Annotated in this window: 16 protein-coding genes; 11 read left to right on the top strand and 5 right to left on the bottom strand. The window is 66.0% G+C overall.

Annotation, left to right across the window (positions count from 1 at the left end; genetic code table 11):
• Window positions 1–4,163: nSTAND1 domain-containing NTPase (locus tag QOH60_RS13725; RefSeq protein ID WP_526421155.1), on the bottom strand; the 4,163-nt coding region annotated here is incomplete at its 3' end.
• A gap of 7 nt (window positions 4,164–4,170) precedes the next feature.
• Window positions 4,171–4,662 carry a hypothetical protein gene (locus tag QOH60_RS13720; RefSeq protein ID WP_526421153.1) on the bottom strand — a complete coding sequence of 164 codons (492 nt, stop codon included), beginning with the start codon at window positions 4,660–4,662 and terminating at the stop codon, window positions 4,171–4,173.
• 54 nt (window positions 4,663–4,716) lie between these two features.
• On the opposite strand from QOH60_RS13720, the gene QOH60_RS13715 reads away from it, so the two are divergent.
• A complete protein-coding gene (locus QOH60_RS13715; RefSeq protein ID WP_526421151.1) occupies window positions 4,717–5,859 on the top strand; it encodes a DUF4185 domain-containing protein in 1,143 nt (380 codons plus the stop codon).
• A 16-nt stretch (window positions 5,860–5,875) separates the two neighbouring features.
• Here QOH60_RS13715 and QOH60_RS13710 read toward each other — a convergent pair whose 3' ends face one another.
• Entirely contained in the window at window positions 5,876–6,268 is a 393-nt protein-coding gene (locus QOH60_RS13710) for a hypothetical protein (RefSeq protein WP_526421149.1), read from the bottom strand.
• A gap of 160 nt (window positions 6,269–6,428) precedes the next feature.
• Between QOH60_RS13710 and QOH60_RS13705 the strand changes: the two genes are divergently transcribed.
• The 10 genes from QOH60_RS13705 (at window position 6,429) to QOH60_RS13660 (ending at window position 15,782) form a co-directional block, all read left to right on the top strand.
• A complete protein-coding gene (locus QOH60_RS13705; protein WP_526421147.1) occupies window positions 6,429–6,803 on the top strand; it encodes a hypothetical protein in 375 nt (124 codons plus the stop codon).
• Between the two features lie 102 nt (window positions 6,804–6,905).
• Entirely contained in the window at window positions 6,906–8,351 is a 1,446-nt protein-coding gene (locus QOH60_RS13700; RefSeq protein WP_526421145.1) for a catalase, read from the top strand.
• A 137-nt stretch (window positions 8,352–8,488) separates the two neighbouring features.
• Entirely contained in the window at window positions 8,489–8,920 is a 432-nt protein-coding gene (locus QOH60_RS13695) for an organic hydroperoxide resistance protein (RefSeq protein WP_526421143.1), read from the top strand.
• A 4-nt stretch (window positions 8,921–8,924) separates the two neighbouring features.
• Window positions 8,925–9,566 (top strand): sensor domain-containing protein, encoded by a 642-nt coding sequence (locus QOH60_RS13690; protein WP_526421141.1) that lies wholly within the window; start codon window positions 8,925–8,927, stop codon window positions 9,564–9,566.
• A gap of 182 nt (window positions 9,567–9,748) precedes the next feature.
• The gene (gene egtA, locus QOH60_RS13685) at window positions 9,749–10,978 is read left to right on the top strand and encodes an ergothioneine biosynthesis glutamate--cysteine ligase EgtA (protein ID WP_526421139.1); all 1,230 of its coding nucleotides are present in this window, start codon (window positions 9,749–9,751) and stop codon (window positions 10,976–10,978) included.
• An 8-nt stretch (window positions 10,979–10,986) separates the two neighbouring features.
• Window positions 10,987–12,315 (top strand): ergothioneine biosynthesis protein EgtB, encoded by a 1,329-nt coding sequence (egtB, locus tag QOH60_RS13680; protein WP_526421159.1) that lies wholly within the window; start codon window positions 10,987–10,989, stop codon window positions 12,313–12,315.
• On the top strand, window positions 12,315–13,004 hold the full coding sequence (gene egtC / locus QOH60_RS13675; protein ID WP_526421137.1) for an ergothioneine biosynthesis protein EgtC: 690 nt from the start codon (window positions 12,315–12,317) through the stop codon (window positions 13,002–13,004). The genes egtB and egtC overlap by 1 nt, the downstream gene beginning before the upstream one ends.
• 5 nt (window positions 13,005–13,009) lie before the next feature.
• On the top strand, window positions 13,010–13,966 hold the full coding sequence (egtD, locus tag QOH60_RS13670) for an L-histidine N(alpha)-methyltransferase (protein ID WP_526421157.1): 957 nt from the start codon (window positions 13,010–13,012) through the stop codon (window positions 13,964–13,966).
• Window positions 13,963–15,105: an ergothioneine biosynthesis PLP-dependent enzyme EgtE gene (egtE, locus tag QOH60_RS13665; protein WP_526421135.1), complete on the top strand. Its 1,143-nt coding sequence runs from the start codon at window positions 13,963–13,965 to the stop codon at window positions 15,103–15,105. Before egtD ends, egtE begins: the two co-directional genes overlap by 4 nt.
• Window positions 15,106–15,137: 32 nt before the next feature.
• On the top strand, window positions 15,138–15,782 hold the full coding sequence (locus QOH60_RS13660; protein ID WP_526421133.1) for a zinc ribbon domain-containing protein: 645 nt from the start codon (window positions 15,138–15,140) through the stop codon (window positions 15,780–15,782).
• A gap of 12 nt (window positions 15,783–15,794) precedes the next feature.
• On the opposite strand, the gene QOH60_RS13655 is transcribed toward QOH60_RS13660, so the two are convergent.
• Both QOH60_RS13655 and QOH60_RS13650 read right to left on the bottom strand, forming a co-directional pair.
• Window positions 15,795–16,463, bottom strand: coding sequence for a class I SAM-dependent methyltransferase (locus QOH60_RS13655; RefSeq protein ID WP_526421131.1), 669 nt, complete (start codon window positions 16,461–16,463; stop codon window positions 15,795–15,797).
• 9 nt (window positions 16,464–16,472) lie between these two features.
• Window positions 16,473–17,271: glutamate--cysteine ligase family protein (locus tag QOH60_RS13650; RefSeq protein ID WP_526421129.1), on the bottom strand; the 799-nt coding region annotated here is incomplete at its 5' end.

Genomic DNA, 17,271 nt, shown 5'->3' with positions numbered 1-17,271 from the left:
GGTCTGACTGCGCCGGTCAGTATCGAGGATGTGTGGCCTTCGACGGGTCCGCCGATTGGTTTGTATTTCTCTGTGTCCCAAAGCCTTAGTGTGTTGTCGTTCCCCCCGGAGACGATCCACTGCCCGTTGGGTGCGAAAGCAACGGTGATGGCGGCATTCTGATCAACGCTCAACTGTTGCGTTACTTCGCGAGTCTGCGCATTCCAGACTCGGACAAATCCGTCGTTGCTGCCCGATACGATGCTTTTACCGTCAGTGCTATAGCCGGCGTCATACAGCAGATACCCTTTATGGCCAACCATAGGAGCGTTTTTCGGGGTGAGAGAGTTCGCGTCCCACAGCTGCAGTGAATTGTCGTAGCCTCCCGACGCGGTGAGGATTTCTGGCTCGTTCGGGTTGACCGCCACACTCCACAGCGGATGGCTGGCATACACCGCCCGGATCGGTTGCAGTGACGTGGCATTCCACATCCGCAACGCACCGTCGTTTCCACCGGAGATGATTCGGGAACCGTCTTGACTGAATGCGACACTTTGGACACTGTCCGAATCGCCGATGATGCGCGGATCACCCGGGATGGTGAAGCCACCCGGCACTGGCTGGCCATCAGGGGTCGCCATAGGCAACGGGATCGGCGGCTTACCGGCCTTGAGATCCCACACACGAACCGCTCCGTCCCGACCTGCCGACACGATGCGGCTGTCGTCCGGACTGAATGCCACACTCCTGACGGCGTTTTGACCGTCAGGCACGGCAGCGCCCAATGGCGGGCTGCGCAATGTGACGGTCCGTGTGTCCCACAGCTTGAGCGTCCCGTCGTCACCACCGGACGCAAAGACATTTCCATCGTGGCTGAAGGCAACCGTGTGGATGATTCCCTGCTCGCCCGGAAGCGGCAACCCCAACGCCGTGTTCCATTCCCGCACAGTCCCATCGGCGCTCCCGGACACGATCTGCGTGCCGTCGGCACTGTTGAACGCGACACTGGTGACCTCACCCTGGTGCCCCGTCAAAGGATCGCCGACAAGCGCCCGGGTTTGCGCATTCCACACTTTGACCGTGTTATCCACGCTGCCAGAGACGATTCGCGCACCGTCAGGGCTGAATGCAACGCTGTTCACGGCTTTGGGATGTGCCACGAAAGGCTCCGACAGCGGTTGCAGACCGTGGCCGTCGACGAGCTGGATCGTGCCATCGAGGCGCCCGACTGCGATCCGGCTGCCGTCGGAGCTGAACGCGACGCTGAGCGCTGGTGAGCCCTTGTCTTTCGCCGCAACGTCTTTCGGGGCGACTTGCGCTCCGCTATTGGCGTCCCACAACCGGATGAAACCGTCACTGCCTCCCGACGCGATCAGATCGTCGGTGTTGTTGAAAGCCACACTGCGAACTACGGTTCCGCGCTCGTGCCCCGCGACCTTAGGTCCCTCTTTTCCATTCGTGTCCCATATCCGCACCGCGCCGTTGTCACTACCCGTCACGATGCGTTGGCTGTTATGGCTGAACGCGACGCTGTGGACCGCCGCGTCGTGTTTCATCGTGGGACCCTGCTCTCCGCGGGTCGGATCCCACAGCTGGATTATCTGCTCACCGCTGGCCGCCGCGATCCATTTGTTGTCAGGGCTGATCGCGACGCTCCAAATCGGGCCCTTATTACCGACGTTGGACTCCTTGAGTTTCGCACCGGGTTCGGCGTCCCATGCTCGCAGTGTCGAATCGTCGCTCCCGGCGACGATGAGGCGCCCGTCGTGACTCATCGCCACGCTGTGCACAGCCGAGGTCTGCCCATCGCGCGGGGGAACCGACAGAATCCTGGCCACACCGCGCCGTTTCATCACGGCATCAGCCAGTGCGCTGTCGGCCAACTGCGGAGCCAGTTCGTGCGCGGCCAACAGCTGCTGTACCCCGAGGACCTCTCCGCCGGGCATTTCATCGGAGATCATCGACAGCCCTTGAGCCACCAGGCGCAAAGCGGTGGATTCGCGCAGACGGGAATTCGCCTCGTTCGTGGCGCGATCGGCCTTCACGTAGAGAACCCCTGCCACCACCGCGATCACGAGCGTGACCGCGAGCATCGTCAGCAGTATCCGCGAGCGCTTTACTGCTTCGTGCTTAGCGCGAGTCTCGGCGGCGGCGAGTGCCTCGGCGGCTTGTTGTTTTTCTCGCGCGTTCTTCAGTTCGGCTTCCTGGCGGCGCTTTTCGGCATCGACGCGTGCGTCTTCACGGGCGCGGGAGGCTTGCAGGAATTCGCGGGTCGATTCGAGGCGGGCCTGGAACCCCGGTTTGGCGACGAGCGCTTCTGCCTCAGCCAGTCGGCTGCCCTCCAGCAGCCACGCTTGATTCCGGCCGCTGGCCTGCCAGTCGGCGGCGGCACGTTCAAGCGCGTCAGCAACTTTCAGGCTCTCGCGTTCTTCGGACAACCACGAGGCGAGGTCATCCCATTGGCGCAGAAGGCTTTCCAGCGCTACTTCGACGATCTCCGCGCCGTCGCGGTTGTCCTTGATCAACAGCCGTTTAGCCACAAATCTCTGTAGGAGTGGGTGGCTGCTAGCGGGTAAGTCGTCCCATAGAGCCAGCCGGCGCATCGGCTGATCGTTGTCGCGATTGATCGTGGCCAACCATGGGATGAAAGCGGACCGCAGCAACTCCAACTCCTGCTGGCGCTGAGATAGGTCCGGCGACAAGAGTTCGTCGATTTCAGTGCGAACAACGCTTCGCATGCCGCCCATCGACTCGTAGTCGGCCACGGTCAGGGTGGGAGTCTCTTCATTCGCCGCAGGCAGTGCGCCGTCGGCGTCGTCGTCGGCCGCGGTGGCATAGTCCTCGTACAGCCGCGCGAGCGTCAACGCCAACAGCGGCAATGTGTCCGCACCCTCGGTGCAGTCGTCGAGCAACGTTTGGACGAGTGCGGGCTCCAGCCGAAGCGGGCGGCCCGCCTGGGTAGCCCGGGCGGCAGGCCCGGTGATGACCTGCAGGAACTGGGTTCGGGGCATCGGCCGGAGTTCGTCGAATACGACGCTGCCGACGTCGGCAAGCTCTGGGATGTTCTGCAGCGCTTGATATCGGTCAGTGCGGATGGTCAGCGCGACGACCAACCCCAACCGGTGAGCGCTTCCCTGTTCGTCGTGGCTCAGCTCGGCGATCAACCCGGTGAACAGCGACGCCTCGGAGCCGGCGTCGACGCCGAAGAGTTCCTCCGCCTGATCGACTGGTACCACCAGCGTCGGCAACGGCGGCTCCCCCGCTTCGGTGAGGAGCCGGGCACTGGCTTCCCGTTGTATCTCGGATAACCACTGCCGGAGGCGTGCCACATTACCGTCCGAGCACGCACGCTTGATTTCCGCTAGCTTGGGCGTTCTCAAACCAAAGCGGTTGCGCGACTTGTGAATAGACCCGGCCAATCCCGTGACACCGGTCAACACTCCGCGCTGGGGACGCACAATATCGAGCACCACGAAGTCGCGATCGCTTCGGCGCAGTCGCGGCAACAGTCCGGCGCGCAGAAACGACGACTTGCCCGTTCCCGACGGCCCGAGGACCACGAACAACGTCTCGCCGGATTTACGCATGCCGTGCAACGCGTCCACGCCCCGCAGAATTTGCGCGTCGCGACCGAAGAACACGGCAGCGTCGACCTCTTCGAGCGGCTCCCAACCCCGATACGGTGCCCGATTCGGCTCTTTCGGTGGCGGCCACACAAACGTCTCCGCGGCTATGCCCGCGCCAACGATCCCCTGTCGCAGCCGATGCAGGCCCTCGGACAAAAACCTGACCGGCTCGCCGCCATCCTGAAGGTCAACCGAAGTCGTTGGGCCGTCGCCGACCAGGTCGACCTGCTGCCAATCGCGAGTGGGGTCCTCCCCGGTCAGCGTGGCAATCCGCGCCGAAAATATTCGTTTGTTCAGATACTCGGCGAATCGGTACTCCGTCCGGCACTCATTCGAAGCCTCCCAATTGGGCGACAGCAGGCAGATGACTGCCTCACATCGAGCGTTGGCCTGGCGTAGCGCGTCTTTCCAGCGAACACCCGCTTGGACCCCTGAGACATGATGCAAGTCCAGGAAGATCTCACCCGCCAAGGGTGGGTCCTGGCCAATGAGCCACTCGCGCAATGCGATCGCCTCGCGGTTGTCCAGGCTGGAATGGCTCAGAAAGATACGCGACACGGCATCATCACTCCCGCTCGTAGGCCTCGCGGATCTTCTTGGCGCCGCGCTGGCCTCGCTGGAGGCACACCGGGCAGCCGCACGGTTTCCTGCCGTGCGCGTCGGGGAAGTAGCGCCACCCGACTTTCTGAGGCACCTCGCGAATGCGGTGGATCTCGTTCGGCCTGATCGCGCGCGGCACGATCACCTCATAGCCCCGTGGATCGTCGGCATCCATCACGATCTTCACGGCTTTCGCGGCGGGCACCTCCAGAACTGGCCGCGCGTAGTGCCCGACGAGCACCGGTTCGTCGTCGGGGATCCGCACGTCGACAGCGACCATCGTGCGGGTCTGCTTCCATCGCTTGAGTTCGCGCACCCACTGATGGGTGACATCGAAGTTCGGCAGCATCGGCACGGTGAAGACCCCACGACCCCAGCTGCGGCGCACCGCCGTCAGGCCCACCCGCCGGATGTGTGCAGCCTTGTCGGCCGGGGCCAGGTGCACGAACATCGCCACCCGGATGACCGTACGCGCGCGGCGGCACCGATACCGCCGTTACGCTGTGCGGCGATGAGCGCACGCCGACGACTTGCTGGCTTGGCCTTGCTTGCCATTGGCTGCGTGATCGCCCCGCCTGCGTTCGCGGATCCGCCCGCACCGATCCCGGAGCCGGTCCTGTCCCCGCTTGCGCCGGGCCAGGTCAGCCGCCTTGGGCCGGTCGCGGGAACCGGCACTCCGACACGCGATTACGGGATCGGCGCGACGGACCTGTGCGAGTTCATGGAATTCCCGAGTGGGATCCTGCAGGTGTGCGGCGACAGCTTCGCCGGCCAGGGCGTCGGTTTTGGCCCCTGGCACTCACCGGTTGCGCTGCGCGCACAGACCGACACGATCAACGACCCGGACAGCGTGCGCTACGACCGGGTTCTGGGCGTCGACAAGCCGCTGCTCGCCGATCCGACGCTTCCCGATCAATCGCAGCTGCCGGCCGGCGTCGTCCGGATCAATCGTGAGAACTACCTCATGGTCACCACTGTTGCCAGTGGCCTGATGCCGCAGACTTCGCGCCTCGTGAAGGCCGACCCCGCCAACGCCAACTGGCCCACGGTGCCCGGCTCGATACGCCCCGCGAACTACCAGGACGGACATCAGTCACAGATCAGCGGCTATTACGACCCGATTCCGACGGCCGAGTCGCCGAAGGGCTGGGTGTACATCGTCGCCGACAATTTCAACCGCACCGGGCCTGCATCGCTGTATCGCGCCAAGCCCGAGACGTTCACCGACCGCGCAACCTGGCAGGGCTGGTCTTCCCTTCCTGGCGCGGAAGGCGGTTGGAACAAATCGCCGACACCGCTGTGGGGCGACAAAGTCGGCGAGATGAATGTCAAGCAGGTCGACGGAAAGGTTGTGCTGTCGTATTTCAACACCACCACGTTGGACATCGAGGTCCGAGTGGCGGACGGGCCGACGGAGCTGGGGACGGCTCCGGCCACCACGGTCGTGAGGCCAGTGGACTGGCCTGATCCCGCGGAGAGCTTGCCATCGCCAGGCGACAACAGCCTCGCGCAGCCCTACGGCGGCTACATCTCACCGGGGTCGACGCTGGACGAATTGCGCATCTTCGTCAGCCAGTGGAACAACGGCCAGCCCGGGGCCCGGGCGCCCTACCGCGTCATTCAGTTCGCGGTGAACCCGTTCAAGCCTGAGTAATTCGGCGGCGGCGACCTCAGTAAGTCTTGCTGTAGAAGATGGCGTCGTAGTCGCCGATCCAACCCGAGCCCTTGCACGTCATCGGGATGCCGTCGGGCGTCTGCGCGGACCCTTTGTCCTTCGCCGCATCACACGGTGCTCCTAGAGTCCTCACGCCGATGAGCGGCTTGGTGGGCACCCATTGGGAGCGTGACGAGCAGATAAACGTCTTCGTGCCCGACGCGTCCATGCCGAAGGCCCATCTCGTGCCCTGGACGCAGGATGCACCCTGGGTAGCGTCGTGCGGCACACCGGGGACGCAGCCTGCGCCGTCGCAGAACGCTACTGGGTCGGCCGATGCCGAACCCGCGACGATCAGAGGCGCCGCGATGATCGCGCCGGCGAGCGTGACCACACCCACGAGTTTCATGTCCGCCCCTTTTGGTCGCCGTTGTGTTTGCAGTTCGTCGCTTGCCGGTTAGCCTAGGTTCCCGCCGCATCGGAGTACAGGCGTTCGGCCGCGCTGATTCACAGCGAATACATAAGCAGATCATGCGTGACGCATCGCTGGCATAGGCATCATCAGTCACATGACCGACACAATTGACCATCCGACTACTCCGACGGCCACCGTCGACCCGCCGGCCAGGACCCACCGTGAGCCCAACGCCCTGTACCGCGTGCTGGCTTGGGTCGGCATCGTCGCCGGCGTCGTCTTCGTCGTCGCGATCGTGTTCTTCTCGGGCTTCTTCCTCGGCAAGCACTCCGGCGGCGGACACGGCGGCGCGGGACACCACCTGGGCGGCGGTATGCACCTCTTCCACCGCGGTGGACCGCCCCCTATGGGCCCGTGGGGACCAGGCCCGGGCATGCCGCCCCCGCCGGGCGGACCCGGTGGTCCTGGCGGTCAGCAGCAACCTCAGGTGCCGCCACCACCTACGGCTCCATCAGCCCCGCGTCCGTAGTCGGGCGCTGATTTCGGCGATAGGCGCGACGTCTGCGTCGTCTTTGGGTATCCGTCGTAGTGCCGTCAGCAGACAGCCCACGACGAGCAAGGAGACGACTAGATGACCGACAAGTACGCAACAACGGATGCCGGCGCCCCGATACCCAGCGTCGAGCATTCCCTCACCGTCGGTCCCGACGGTCCGATTCTGCTTCAGGATCACTACCTCCTCGAGCAGATGGCCAACTTCAACCGGGAGCGCATCCCTGAACGTCAGCCCCACGCCAAGGGCGGCGGCGCGTTCGGACACTTCGAGGTGACCCAAGATCTCAGCGCTTACACGAGGGCGGCAGTTTTCCAGCCGGGCACCACGACGGACACCGTGATCCGGTTCTCCACCGTCGCGGGCGAGCGCGGCAGCCCAGACACTTGGCGTGACCCCCGCGGCTTCGCGCTGAAGTTCTACACCTCAGAGGGCAACTTCGACATGGTCGGGAACAACACGCCGGTGTTCTTCGTCCGCGACCCGCTCAAATTCCAGAACTTCATCCGCAGCCAGAAACGCATGCAGGCGACCAACCTTCGCGACCACCACATGCAATGGGACTTCTGGACGCTGTCGCCCGAATCGGCGCACCAGGTGACCTACCTGATGGGCGACCGGGGCATCCCGAAGACATGGCGTCACATGAACGGTTACTCCAGCCATACGTACAGCTGGCTCAACGCCTCCGGGGAACTGTTCTGGGTGAAGTATCACTTCAAAACCGACCAGGGCATCGAGTTCCTGACCCAGGAGGACGGCGACCGGCTGGCCGGAGAAGATGGGGACTACCACCAGCGCGACCTATACACGTCGATCGCGGAGGGGAACCCGCCGAGTTGGACGCTGAAGGTCCAGATCATGCCGTTCGAGGACGCGAAGACCTACCGGTTCAATCCCTTCGACCTGACCAAGGTGTGGCCACACGCCGATTACCCGCTGCACGAGGTCGGAAGGCTGACGCTGGACCGCAACGTCACCGACTACCACGCGCAGATCGAACAGGCGGCGTTTGAGCCGAACAACATCGTGCCCGGCACCGGCTTGAGCCCGGACAAGATGCTGCTGGCCCGTGGCTTTTCCTACGCCGACGCACACCGCGCGCGGCTCGGGGTGAACTACAAACAGATCCCGGTGAACGAGCCGCAGGTTGAAGTGCGTGCGTACAGCAAGGACGGTGCGATGCGGATCCGCAACGCCAGCGATCCGGTGTACGCGCCGAACTCGATGGGCGGGCCCGAGGCTGATCCGAAGCGCGCCGCCGAGGTGCATTGGGCCTCCGACGGCGACATGGTCCGGACTGCCTACACGCTGCGTCCTGACGACGGCGACTGGGGCCAAGCAGGCACGTTGGTTCGCGAGGTGCTAGACGACGCTGCGCGGGAACGGTTGGCGCACAACATCATCGGACACGTTCTCGACGGCGTGCGTGAGCCGGTGTTGTCGCGGGTCTTCGAGTACTGGAAGAACGTCGACCCCGATCTCGGCAAGAATGTCGAGGAAGGCGTGCGCAGCGGCGGATGATCACAGCGAAACGGAGCCCAGGGCTGTGAGATTCGTCAGATCACAGCCCTGGCTTTCCCCGCAAGCGGGTGGGGGTACCTCCCGTTTACGGGGGAGTGCCGCCAGCTTCGGTTGCCCGGGTTGGCATGATCAAGCCCATGAGCATCGACGTGAAATACACCGCAGAGTCAACCGCAACCGGGGGCGGCCGCGACGGCCACGTGAAATCGTCTGACGGCAAGATCGATCTCGACAACCGGCCGCCCAAGGAAATCGGCGGCAGCGGCGAGGGCGTCAACCCCGAGCTGCTGTTCTCGGCGGGGTGGTCGACGTGCTTCCTCGGCGCACTGCGCCTGGTCGCCGGCAAGCAGAAGATCGATCTCGACGACGCGACCGGCATCACCGCGCAAATCGGCTTCGGCCCGGACTCCGCTGATGGCGGGTTCGGCATCAACGCCCGCCTCATTGGATACATGCCGGGCCTGGAGCAGAGCGCAGCCGACGACCTGATGGAGGCGGCTCACGAGGTGTGCCCGTACTCGAAGGCCACCCGCGGCAATATCGACGTTGAGCTGTCGGCGAAGGTCTAGGTCGATGCGGATCGCTGCCGGAGCGGCGATCAGCCTCGCATTCTTCGTCGGCTCAGCCGGGCAGGCGCACGCTGTGCCGTCGGACCCCGGCGTCGTCAACTACGCGATTCTCACCAAGGGGTCCGTCGGCAACATCATCGGCGCCACCCTGCGGTGGGAGAACTTCTTCACCGACCCGTTCCAGGCGTTCTGGGTTGAGCTCGCCGATTGCAACAACTACGCCGACATCGGGCTACCTGACGTCTACGCGGATCCCGACCTCGCGTCGTTCAACGGCGCCGAGACCAAAGAGTCGGCCACTGACGACAGGCACTTCGTCAAGCAGGCCGTCGGCGTGTTCGCCACCACCCAGGCGGCCGACCGCGCGTTTCACCGGGTTGTCGACCGCACGAAAGGATGCGCGGGCCAAACCACGGCAATGCACCTGGCCGACGGCACCACCCAGGTGTGGTCGTTCTCCAACGGGCTGACGAACGCCACCGACGCGGAGTGGGTCAAGCAGGAAGCCGGCACCGATCGCCGCTGTTTCTCCCAGACCCGCCGCCGCGAGAATGTGCTGCTGCAAGCCAAGGTCTGCCAGTCGGGCAACGGAGGACTGGCGGCGAACGCGCTGGCCGGGGCCATGCAGAACTCCCTGGGGCAGTAAGGCGGCGCCGCTCAGCGGCCACGTCATGAAGGTGACAGCGAAGAATGTTGGGCATGTGTCGGTCGGCTCTGGAAGATGGAGGGATGGTCGACGCGGCGATGGCGGTTGGTGCAGACGTGGATCAGCCTCAGGCGGAGCGAGGCTTGTCCGAGCGACTATCCAATACGGGGTATGCGGGCCAGATGCCACTGACCTCGCTGACCGCCGCCGCAGAGCACGTCAGCGCGAATTGCCTGGCTGACACTCCGCTGGGCCTGGTGGGGCTCGAGCTCGAGGCGCACTGCTTCGACGTGACCGACCCCTTCCGCCGGCCCGAATGGCAGGAGCTGTGCGACGTCATCGACGGCGTCCCGGCCCTGCCTGGCGGCAGCAGGGTCACCGTCGAGCCGGGCGGCGCGGTCGAACTCTCCACGCCTCCGCGGCGGGGCGTCGTTCCCGCGGTAGACGCGTTGGCGGCGGACCGTGCGGTCCTGCGGACGGTGTTCGCGAAGGCCGGGCTCGGCCTGGTGCTCCTCGGCGCCGACCCGCTGCGGCCTCCGCGCCGCGTGAACCCCGGCGACCGCTACCAGGCGATGGAACGGTACTTCGAAGCGGCAGGCACGGGCGTGGCAGGTGCGGCAATGATGACATCGACGGCCTCTATCCAGGTAAACGTCGACGCCGGGCCCGCACAAGGATGGGCGGATCGGGTACGGCTCGCGCATGCACTCGGGCCGACGATGATCGCGATCGCCGCCAACTCGCCTCTGTTGGCCGGATCGTTCTCGGGGTGGCGCAGCACACGGCAGCGAGTGTGGAGCCAGCTGGACACCGCACGATGCGGTCCCATCCTCGGCGCTGACGGCGACGATCCCGCAAGCGACTGGGCGCGATACGCGCTGCGTGCACCGGTGATGCTTTTCCACGCCGACGACGGCGCGGCGGTGCCCGTGACGCGCCACGTCGCCTTCGCCGACTGGGTCGACGGTCAGGCGGACCTGGCCGGGCGCCGGCCGACCACGGCCGACCTCGACTACCACCTGACAACGCTGTTCCCGCCGGTGCGGCCGAGGCGATGGCTGGAGATCCGCTATCTCGACAGCGTTCCCGACGCGGTGTGGCCCGCGTTGGTGTTCACGCTCGTCACGCTCATGGATGAGGCCGCCGACTTCGCCGCCGAGGTCACCGAACCGGTCGCCACCGAATGGGATATCGCCGCGCGTGTGGGCCTCGCCGACCGGCGGCTGCACACCAGCGCCACGCGGTGCGTCGGGATGGCCGCCGAACGGGTACCCGCTGCACTCGAGGACTCCATGGCGCGCCTGGTCCGTATCGTCGAAACGGCGGGCTGTCCGGGAGACGAGTTCGCGGACCAGGCGATCCGCTGCGGAGTGGCGCAGGCGGTCACGCAGTTGGCGAGAGGCGAAGCGTGAGTCACGAGGTGCGGGAAGGGCTCGCGCGCGACTTGCAAGCTGCGCGCGAGCGGACCCTTGGGCTGGTCGAATTCGACGACGCCGAGCTGAAGCGGCAGTACCACCCGCTGATGAGCCCCCTCGTCTGGGATCTTGCGCACATCGGTCAGCAGGAGGAGCTCTGGCTGTTGCGCGGGGGCAATCCTGATCGGCCCAGCATGTTGGGCCCCGACGTGGAATCTCTCTACGACGCGTTCGTCCACAGCCGCGCAAGCCGCGTCGAGCTGCCCTTGCTCTCGCCAGCCGAGGCACGGGCCTTCTGCCGCACTGTGCGGGACAAAGCGCTCGACGCCCTTGAGGCCGTGCCTGAGGAAAACACGTTCCCATTCGCGCTGATCGTCAGCCACGAGCATCAGCACAACGAGACCATGCTCCAAGCGCTCAATTTGCGTGTGGGCGAACCGCTTCTGCAGGCCGCGGCGGCGCTTCCGGCCGGGCGCCCCGGCGTGGCGGGCACGTCTGTCGTGGTGCAGGGCGGCCCTTTCATGCTCGGGGTGGATGCCGCGTCGGAGCCGTACTCACTGGACAACGAGCGGCCCGCGCACGAGGTCGACGTGCCAACGTTCCGGATCGGCACGGTGCCCGTGACCAATGGCGAGTGGCAGGCCTTCATCAGCGACGACGGCTACCGCGACAAGCGGTGGTGGTCGCAGCGCGGATGGGAGCATCGACAGGCGGCGGACCTGGTGGCGCCGCAGTTCTGGATCGGGGACGGCACCCGCGTCCGGTTCGGCCACATTGAGGACATCCCGCCCGACGAGCCCGTTCAGCACGTGACCTACTTCGAGGCGGAGGCCTATGCGGCGTGGGCGGGCGCCCGCCTGCCCACGGAGATCGAATGGGAGAAGGCCTGCGCGTGGGACCCGGGTGCGGAGAAGCGGCGCCGGTTCCCGTGGGGCGACGCCGAACCCAGCCGCGCAGTGGCCAATCTCGGCGGCGACGCACTGCGGCCCGCGCCGGCCGGCGCGTACCCCGCGGGCGCGTCGGCCTACGGGGCCGAGCAGATGCTCGGCGATGTCTGGGAGTGGACGTCGTCGCCCCTGCGGCCGTGGCCCGGCTTCACGCCGATGATCTACGAGCGCTATTCGCAACCCTTCTTCGACGGCGACTACCGGATCCTGCGGGGCGGGTCATGGGCGGTCGGCCGGGAGATTCTGCGGCCAAGCTTCCGCAACTGGGATCACCCGATTCGCCGTCAGATCTTCTCCGGTGTGCGGCTGGCCTGGGACGTCGACAACGGCGATGTGGGGGCACCTCCCGCTCGCGGGGGACCGCTTGCGCGAAGTGAAAAACACTGATGTGCCGTCACCTTGGCTGGCTCGGCCAGCCGCGCTCGCTGGCGTCGTTGATGCTGGATCCGCCGTACAGCCTTCTCACACAGTCGTATTCGCCGCGCCGCCAGAAGCACGGCCTGGTGAATGCCGACGGATGGGGCGCAGGCTTCTTGGACCACGGCGTGAGGCGTTGGCGCAGTGCGATGCCGTTGTGGAGCGACGTGTCGTTCGCTTCTGTCGCGCCGGTGCTGCGCAGCGAATGCGTGGTGGCGGCAGTCCGCTCGGCCAGTGCCGGAATGCCTGTGGAGGCATCGGCGTCGGCGCCGTTCACCGACGGCCGCTGGCTGCTATCGCATAACGGGCTCGTCGACCGGGCGGTGCTGCCGTCCTCCGCGCGAGCGGAGTCGACCGTGGACAGCGCGCTGCTGGCGACGCTGATCTTCGAACGCGGTCTCGATACGTTGGGGGACACCATTGTTGAGGTTGCCGCGGCCGACCCCAATGCCCGGCTGAACATCTTGGCGGCCGATGGCTCGCGGCTGTTGGCCACAACCTGGGGCGACACTCTGTCGGTATTGCGTACCGACAGTGGTGTCGTGCTGGCCAGTGAGCCTTTCGACGACGACGCCGGTTGGCAAGACCTTCCCGATCGCCATCTGATCGAGGTCGTCGCGGCCGAAGTGACTGTGACACCGCTGAAAGGATCCCCGTGAGCGTCATGCTGGCCAACCATCTCGAAGCCGGATTCGCGCATCGCGCGCTGCGCGAGGATGTCGCTTCCGGGCTTCGTCAGCGTCCGAAGTCGTTGCCGCCCAAGTGGTTTTACGACGAAGTCGGCAGCGATCTGTTCGACCAGATCACCCGGCTGCCTGAGTACTACCCCACCCGCACCGAGGCCACCATCCTGCGCGACAGGGCGGCGGACATCGCCGAGATCACCGGGGCCGACACGCTGGTGGAACTGGGCAGTGGCACCTCGGAGAAGACGCGCATGTTGCTCAACGCCCTGCAGGACAGGGCCACCTTGCGCCGGTTCATCCCGTTCGACGTCGATGCAGGGATATTGCAGACGGCCGGGGCGGCGATCGAGTCGGAGTATTCCGGTATCGAGGTCGACGCCGTCTGCGGCGACTTCGAGGAACATCTAGCTGAAATTCCCAGTGGCGGAAGACGTTTGATCGCGTTTTTGGGATCGACCATCGGCAACCTGACCCCCGGCCCGCGGACAGGCTTCCTCGCGTCGCTGGCGGCGGTGATGTCGCCGGGCGACAGCCTGCTGCTGGGCACCGACCTCGTGAAGGACACCGGCCGGCTGGTCCGTGCGTATGACGACAGTGCCGGCGTCACCGCGGCGTTCAACCGCAATGTCCTCGCGGTGGTCAACCGTGAACTCGGCGCAGACTTCGACCTCGATGCCTTCGAGCATGTCGCTCGGTGGAATGCAGAGGAGGAGCGGATCGAAATGTGGCTGCGCTCCTCGCGGGCACAACACGTGCACATCGGTGACCTCGACATGACGGTCGACTTCGCCGCCGGCGAGGAGATGCTCACCGAGGTCTCCTGCAAGTTCCGGCGCGACGGAGTGGCCGGGGAGCTGGCCGCGGCCGGTCTCACGCTCACCGAGTGGTGGACGGACCCCGACGAGGACTTCGGGTTGTCGCTGTCAGTGAAATGACGGGCGATTCGAGCCTGCCCCGGCAGTGGCGCGAATCGCGCCCGACACCGGCGGGCGTACACCTCGACAGCGCGGCCTGCTCACGGCAGAGCTACGCCGCGATCGACGCCGCCGCCTCGCATGCCCGCCGCGAGGCGGAGGTCGGTGGCTACGTGGCCGCACAAGAAGCCGAAGAGACGCTGGCGGACGGACGGTCGGCCGTCGCCGCGTTGACGGGAATGACCGCCGACGACGTCGTCTTCACCACCGGCGCAGAACACGCTCTGGATCTGCTCCTCGCGGCGTGGCCTGGTGAGCGTAGGGTAATCGCCTGCATACCAGGCGAATTCGCACCGAACCTTGCAGTGATGGTCGCCAACGGCTTCACGATCGTGTTCCTGCCCGTCGACTCACTGGGACGGGTGGAACTCGACCGGCTGGCGACCCAACTCTCCGCCGATGCGCCGTCTCTCGTACATCTGACGGTGGTGCCCAGTCACCGCGGAATCGTCCAACCGCTGCACGCGATCGCCGCGACGTGCCTCGAGCTGGGGGTGCCGCTTGTCGTGGACGCCGCGCAGGGCCTTGGCCAGGTCGACTGTGCCGTTGAGGCTGACGCGATCTACGCGACGTCGCGCAAGTGGCTCGCGGGGCCGCGCGGTGTCGGCGTGTTGGCCGTGCGGCCGGAGCGCGCGGAGACGTTGCGGCCGAGATTGCCGCCGCCGGACTGGGATGTCGACCTTGCACCGATGCGCAAGCTGGAACTTGGCGAGGCGAATCTCGCCGCGCGCGTCGGCTTTTCAGTGGCTGTCACCGAGTACATGGCGTACGGCCCTGTCGACATGCGAGCAGCTCTGGCGGACGCTGGCCGGCTCACCCGTGCGGTGCTGAGCGACTTGACGGGATGGCGCGTCGTCGAGCCGGAGGACTCGCCCACCGCCATCACCACCCTCGCCGCGACCGACGGCGCGGACGTCGTCGAAGTGCGGGCCGAGTTGATCGCGCAACACTCGGTCGCGACCACTGTCGCCGGCCCCGACCGCGCGCCGTTCGAGCTGGCGTTGCCTGTACTGCGGGTCTCGCCCTACATCGACGTCACGGAGGAGGACCTGACAGTGTTCGCTCGGGCGCTTCGCTCCGTTTCGGCTGTGAATAGGTAGCAAACCGCGACGTCGTGCGGCATTCTGGACGGGTGGCAGCTCCGGTCGAATTCACAGGCAACGTCAGCGATCTGGGCAACGAGAACGGCTTCCAGTGGGAGTTTCGTTGCAACCGCTGCGGAAACGGGTTCCAATCACCGTTCGAGCAGAACGCCGCATCCCGTGGCCGGGGCGCATTGCGCGCCGCCGGACGCTGGTTCGGCGGCGCGGTCGAGACGTTCTCGAGCGGGGTCGAGTCGTTCAACCAATACACGTACGGCGCCGAACAAAGCGCAACCAAGGATCGCGCCTTCAAGCGGGCCGTCGACCGGGTGCGGCCCAACTTCCGGCAGTGCCGCGGCTGCGGCCGGTGGTCGTGTGCCGCGTTCTGCTGGAACGAGGAGGTCGGCCAGTGCATGGACTGCTCCCCGCTTGTCGCCGAGGAGATCGCCAGGGCGCAGGCCGACGCGCAGCGGTTTCAGTTCCGCGAACAGGCATACCGGCAGGACTGGACTCGCGGGCGCGACATGGGCCAACGGCCGAGCCTGCGCTGCAACACCTGCGGCGCCAGCACCACCGGCGGCCGATTCTGTCAGCAATGCGGCCAGGCGTTACAGGTTCAGGTGCGCTGCCGGGGCTGCGGAGCCACGGCGTCCCAAGGGGCGATGTATTGCCAACAGTGCGGTCGTCAGCTGTGAGCTGAGAAGCCCTCAGCCCGCTTTGTGCGCGGTGAGCAGGAAGGCCGGCATCTTCTGTCTGCCCTTCTCGTCGACGTCGAAGTTCCACGCCGGCATGCCGGGGAAGTCCGGCTGATTGGCATGGATGAAAGCCGGCCGGATCTCGTCGATCTCCCAGTACTTCGAAACCGCCTCGCGCAGTTCGTCTTCGGTGACGATGTTGGGCCCGAATTCGGCGTCCTCGGGGAACGAGCCCGTTGCGAAGACCAGGACGACGTACTTTGCGCCGGGTGCCGCCGCACGAAGCACCGACTGGAGGTAAGCATCGCGGAGCTCGACGGGCAGCGAGTGGAAAAGGGTGCTGTCGACGATCGTGGTGAAGCGGCCGTCGTAGCCGCCGAACGAGGTGATGTCGTCGTGAACGAAGGTGGCGTTCGTCAGGCCGCGCTCCTCGGCGGCTTTTGTTGCGGCCGCGACCGCGGTGGGCGAGTTGTCGATCCCAACGACCGTGTGGCCCTGCGCGGCAAGCTCCAGCGCCAGTTCGGCATGGCCGCATCCGGCGTCGAGCACGTCGCCCTCGATCCTGCCGGCCTTGATCAGCTCCGCGAGTTCTGGCTGCGGCTCACCGATGTTCCACGGCGGCGGCCCCTCGAAGGGGCCCTGTCCCTGATAAACCTCGTCCCAGTCAGGTATCTCCGGCATGAGCACAAACTACCGGGCCGTTGGATCAGGCGACGACTCCCACGTGTGCACCGGCTCGTTGCTGTGCATCCGTTCGGCGTATCGGCGCAACATCTCCGCCAGCGCGCGGGGGCGGGTCAGCCCGTCCTGCTCTTGCAAGGCATCAACCGTGCGAACCTGCCACGCCGCGCCGTTGAGACCAGACTTGGCGCGGCCCTCGATCACGCCCAGATAGCGGTCACGCACGGCCGCCGAGACCTGCCACCGGCGCAGCCCTTCATCGGCGAGCGGCAGCAGCTGACGCAGCACCAGTTCGTCGGCGGAGATGGTGCCCATCCCGGGCCAGTACAGCTTGGCGGCAATTCCATTGCGGGCAGCGGCGAAGAAATTCGATTGTGCCGCAGCGAAACTCATCTGCGTCCACAGTGGTCGGTCCTCCTCGGAAAGCGCGCGCAGCGCCCCGTAGTAGAACGCCGCGTTGGCCATCATGTCGACGACGGTCGGGCCCGCGGGCAGCACCCGGTTCTCGACGCGCAAGTGCGCGCGGCCGTCGACGACGTCGTACACCGGCCTGTTCCACCGGTAGATCGTGCCGTTGTGCAGCCGGAGCTCCGACAGCCTCGGCGCGCGCCCGGCCGCCAGTTCGGCGACCGGGTCTTCGTCGGAGAGTTCAGGAATCAGCGACGGAAAGTACCGCACGTTCTCCTCGAACAGGTCGAAGATCGATGTGATCCACCGCTCGCCGAACCACACCCGCGGCCGGACACCTTGTGCCTTGAGTTCGTCGGGACGGGTGTCGATTGCCTGTGCAAACAGCTCGATGCGGGTC

It is taken from the genome of Mycobacterium sp., assembly GCF_032159765.1.
Taxonomy (GTDB): domain Bacteria; phylum Actinomycetota; class Actinomycetes; order Mycobacteriales; family Mycobacteriaceae; genus Mycobacterium.
This window is presented reverse-complemented; position numbering and strand designations above follow the sequence as displayed.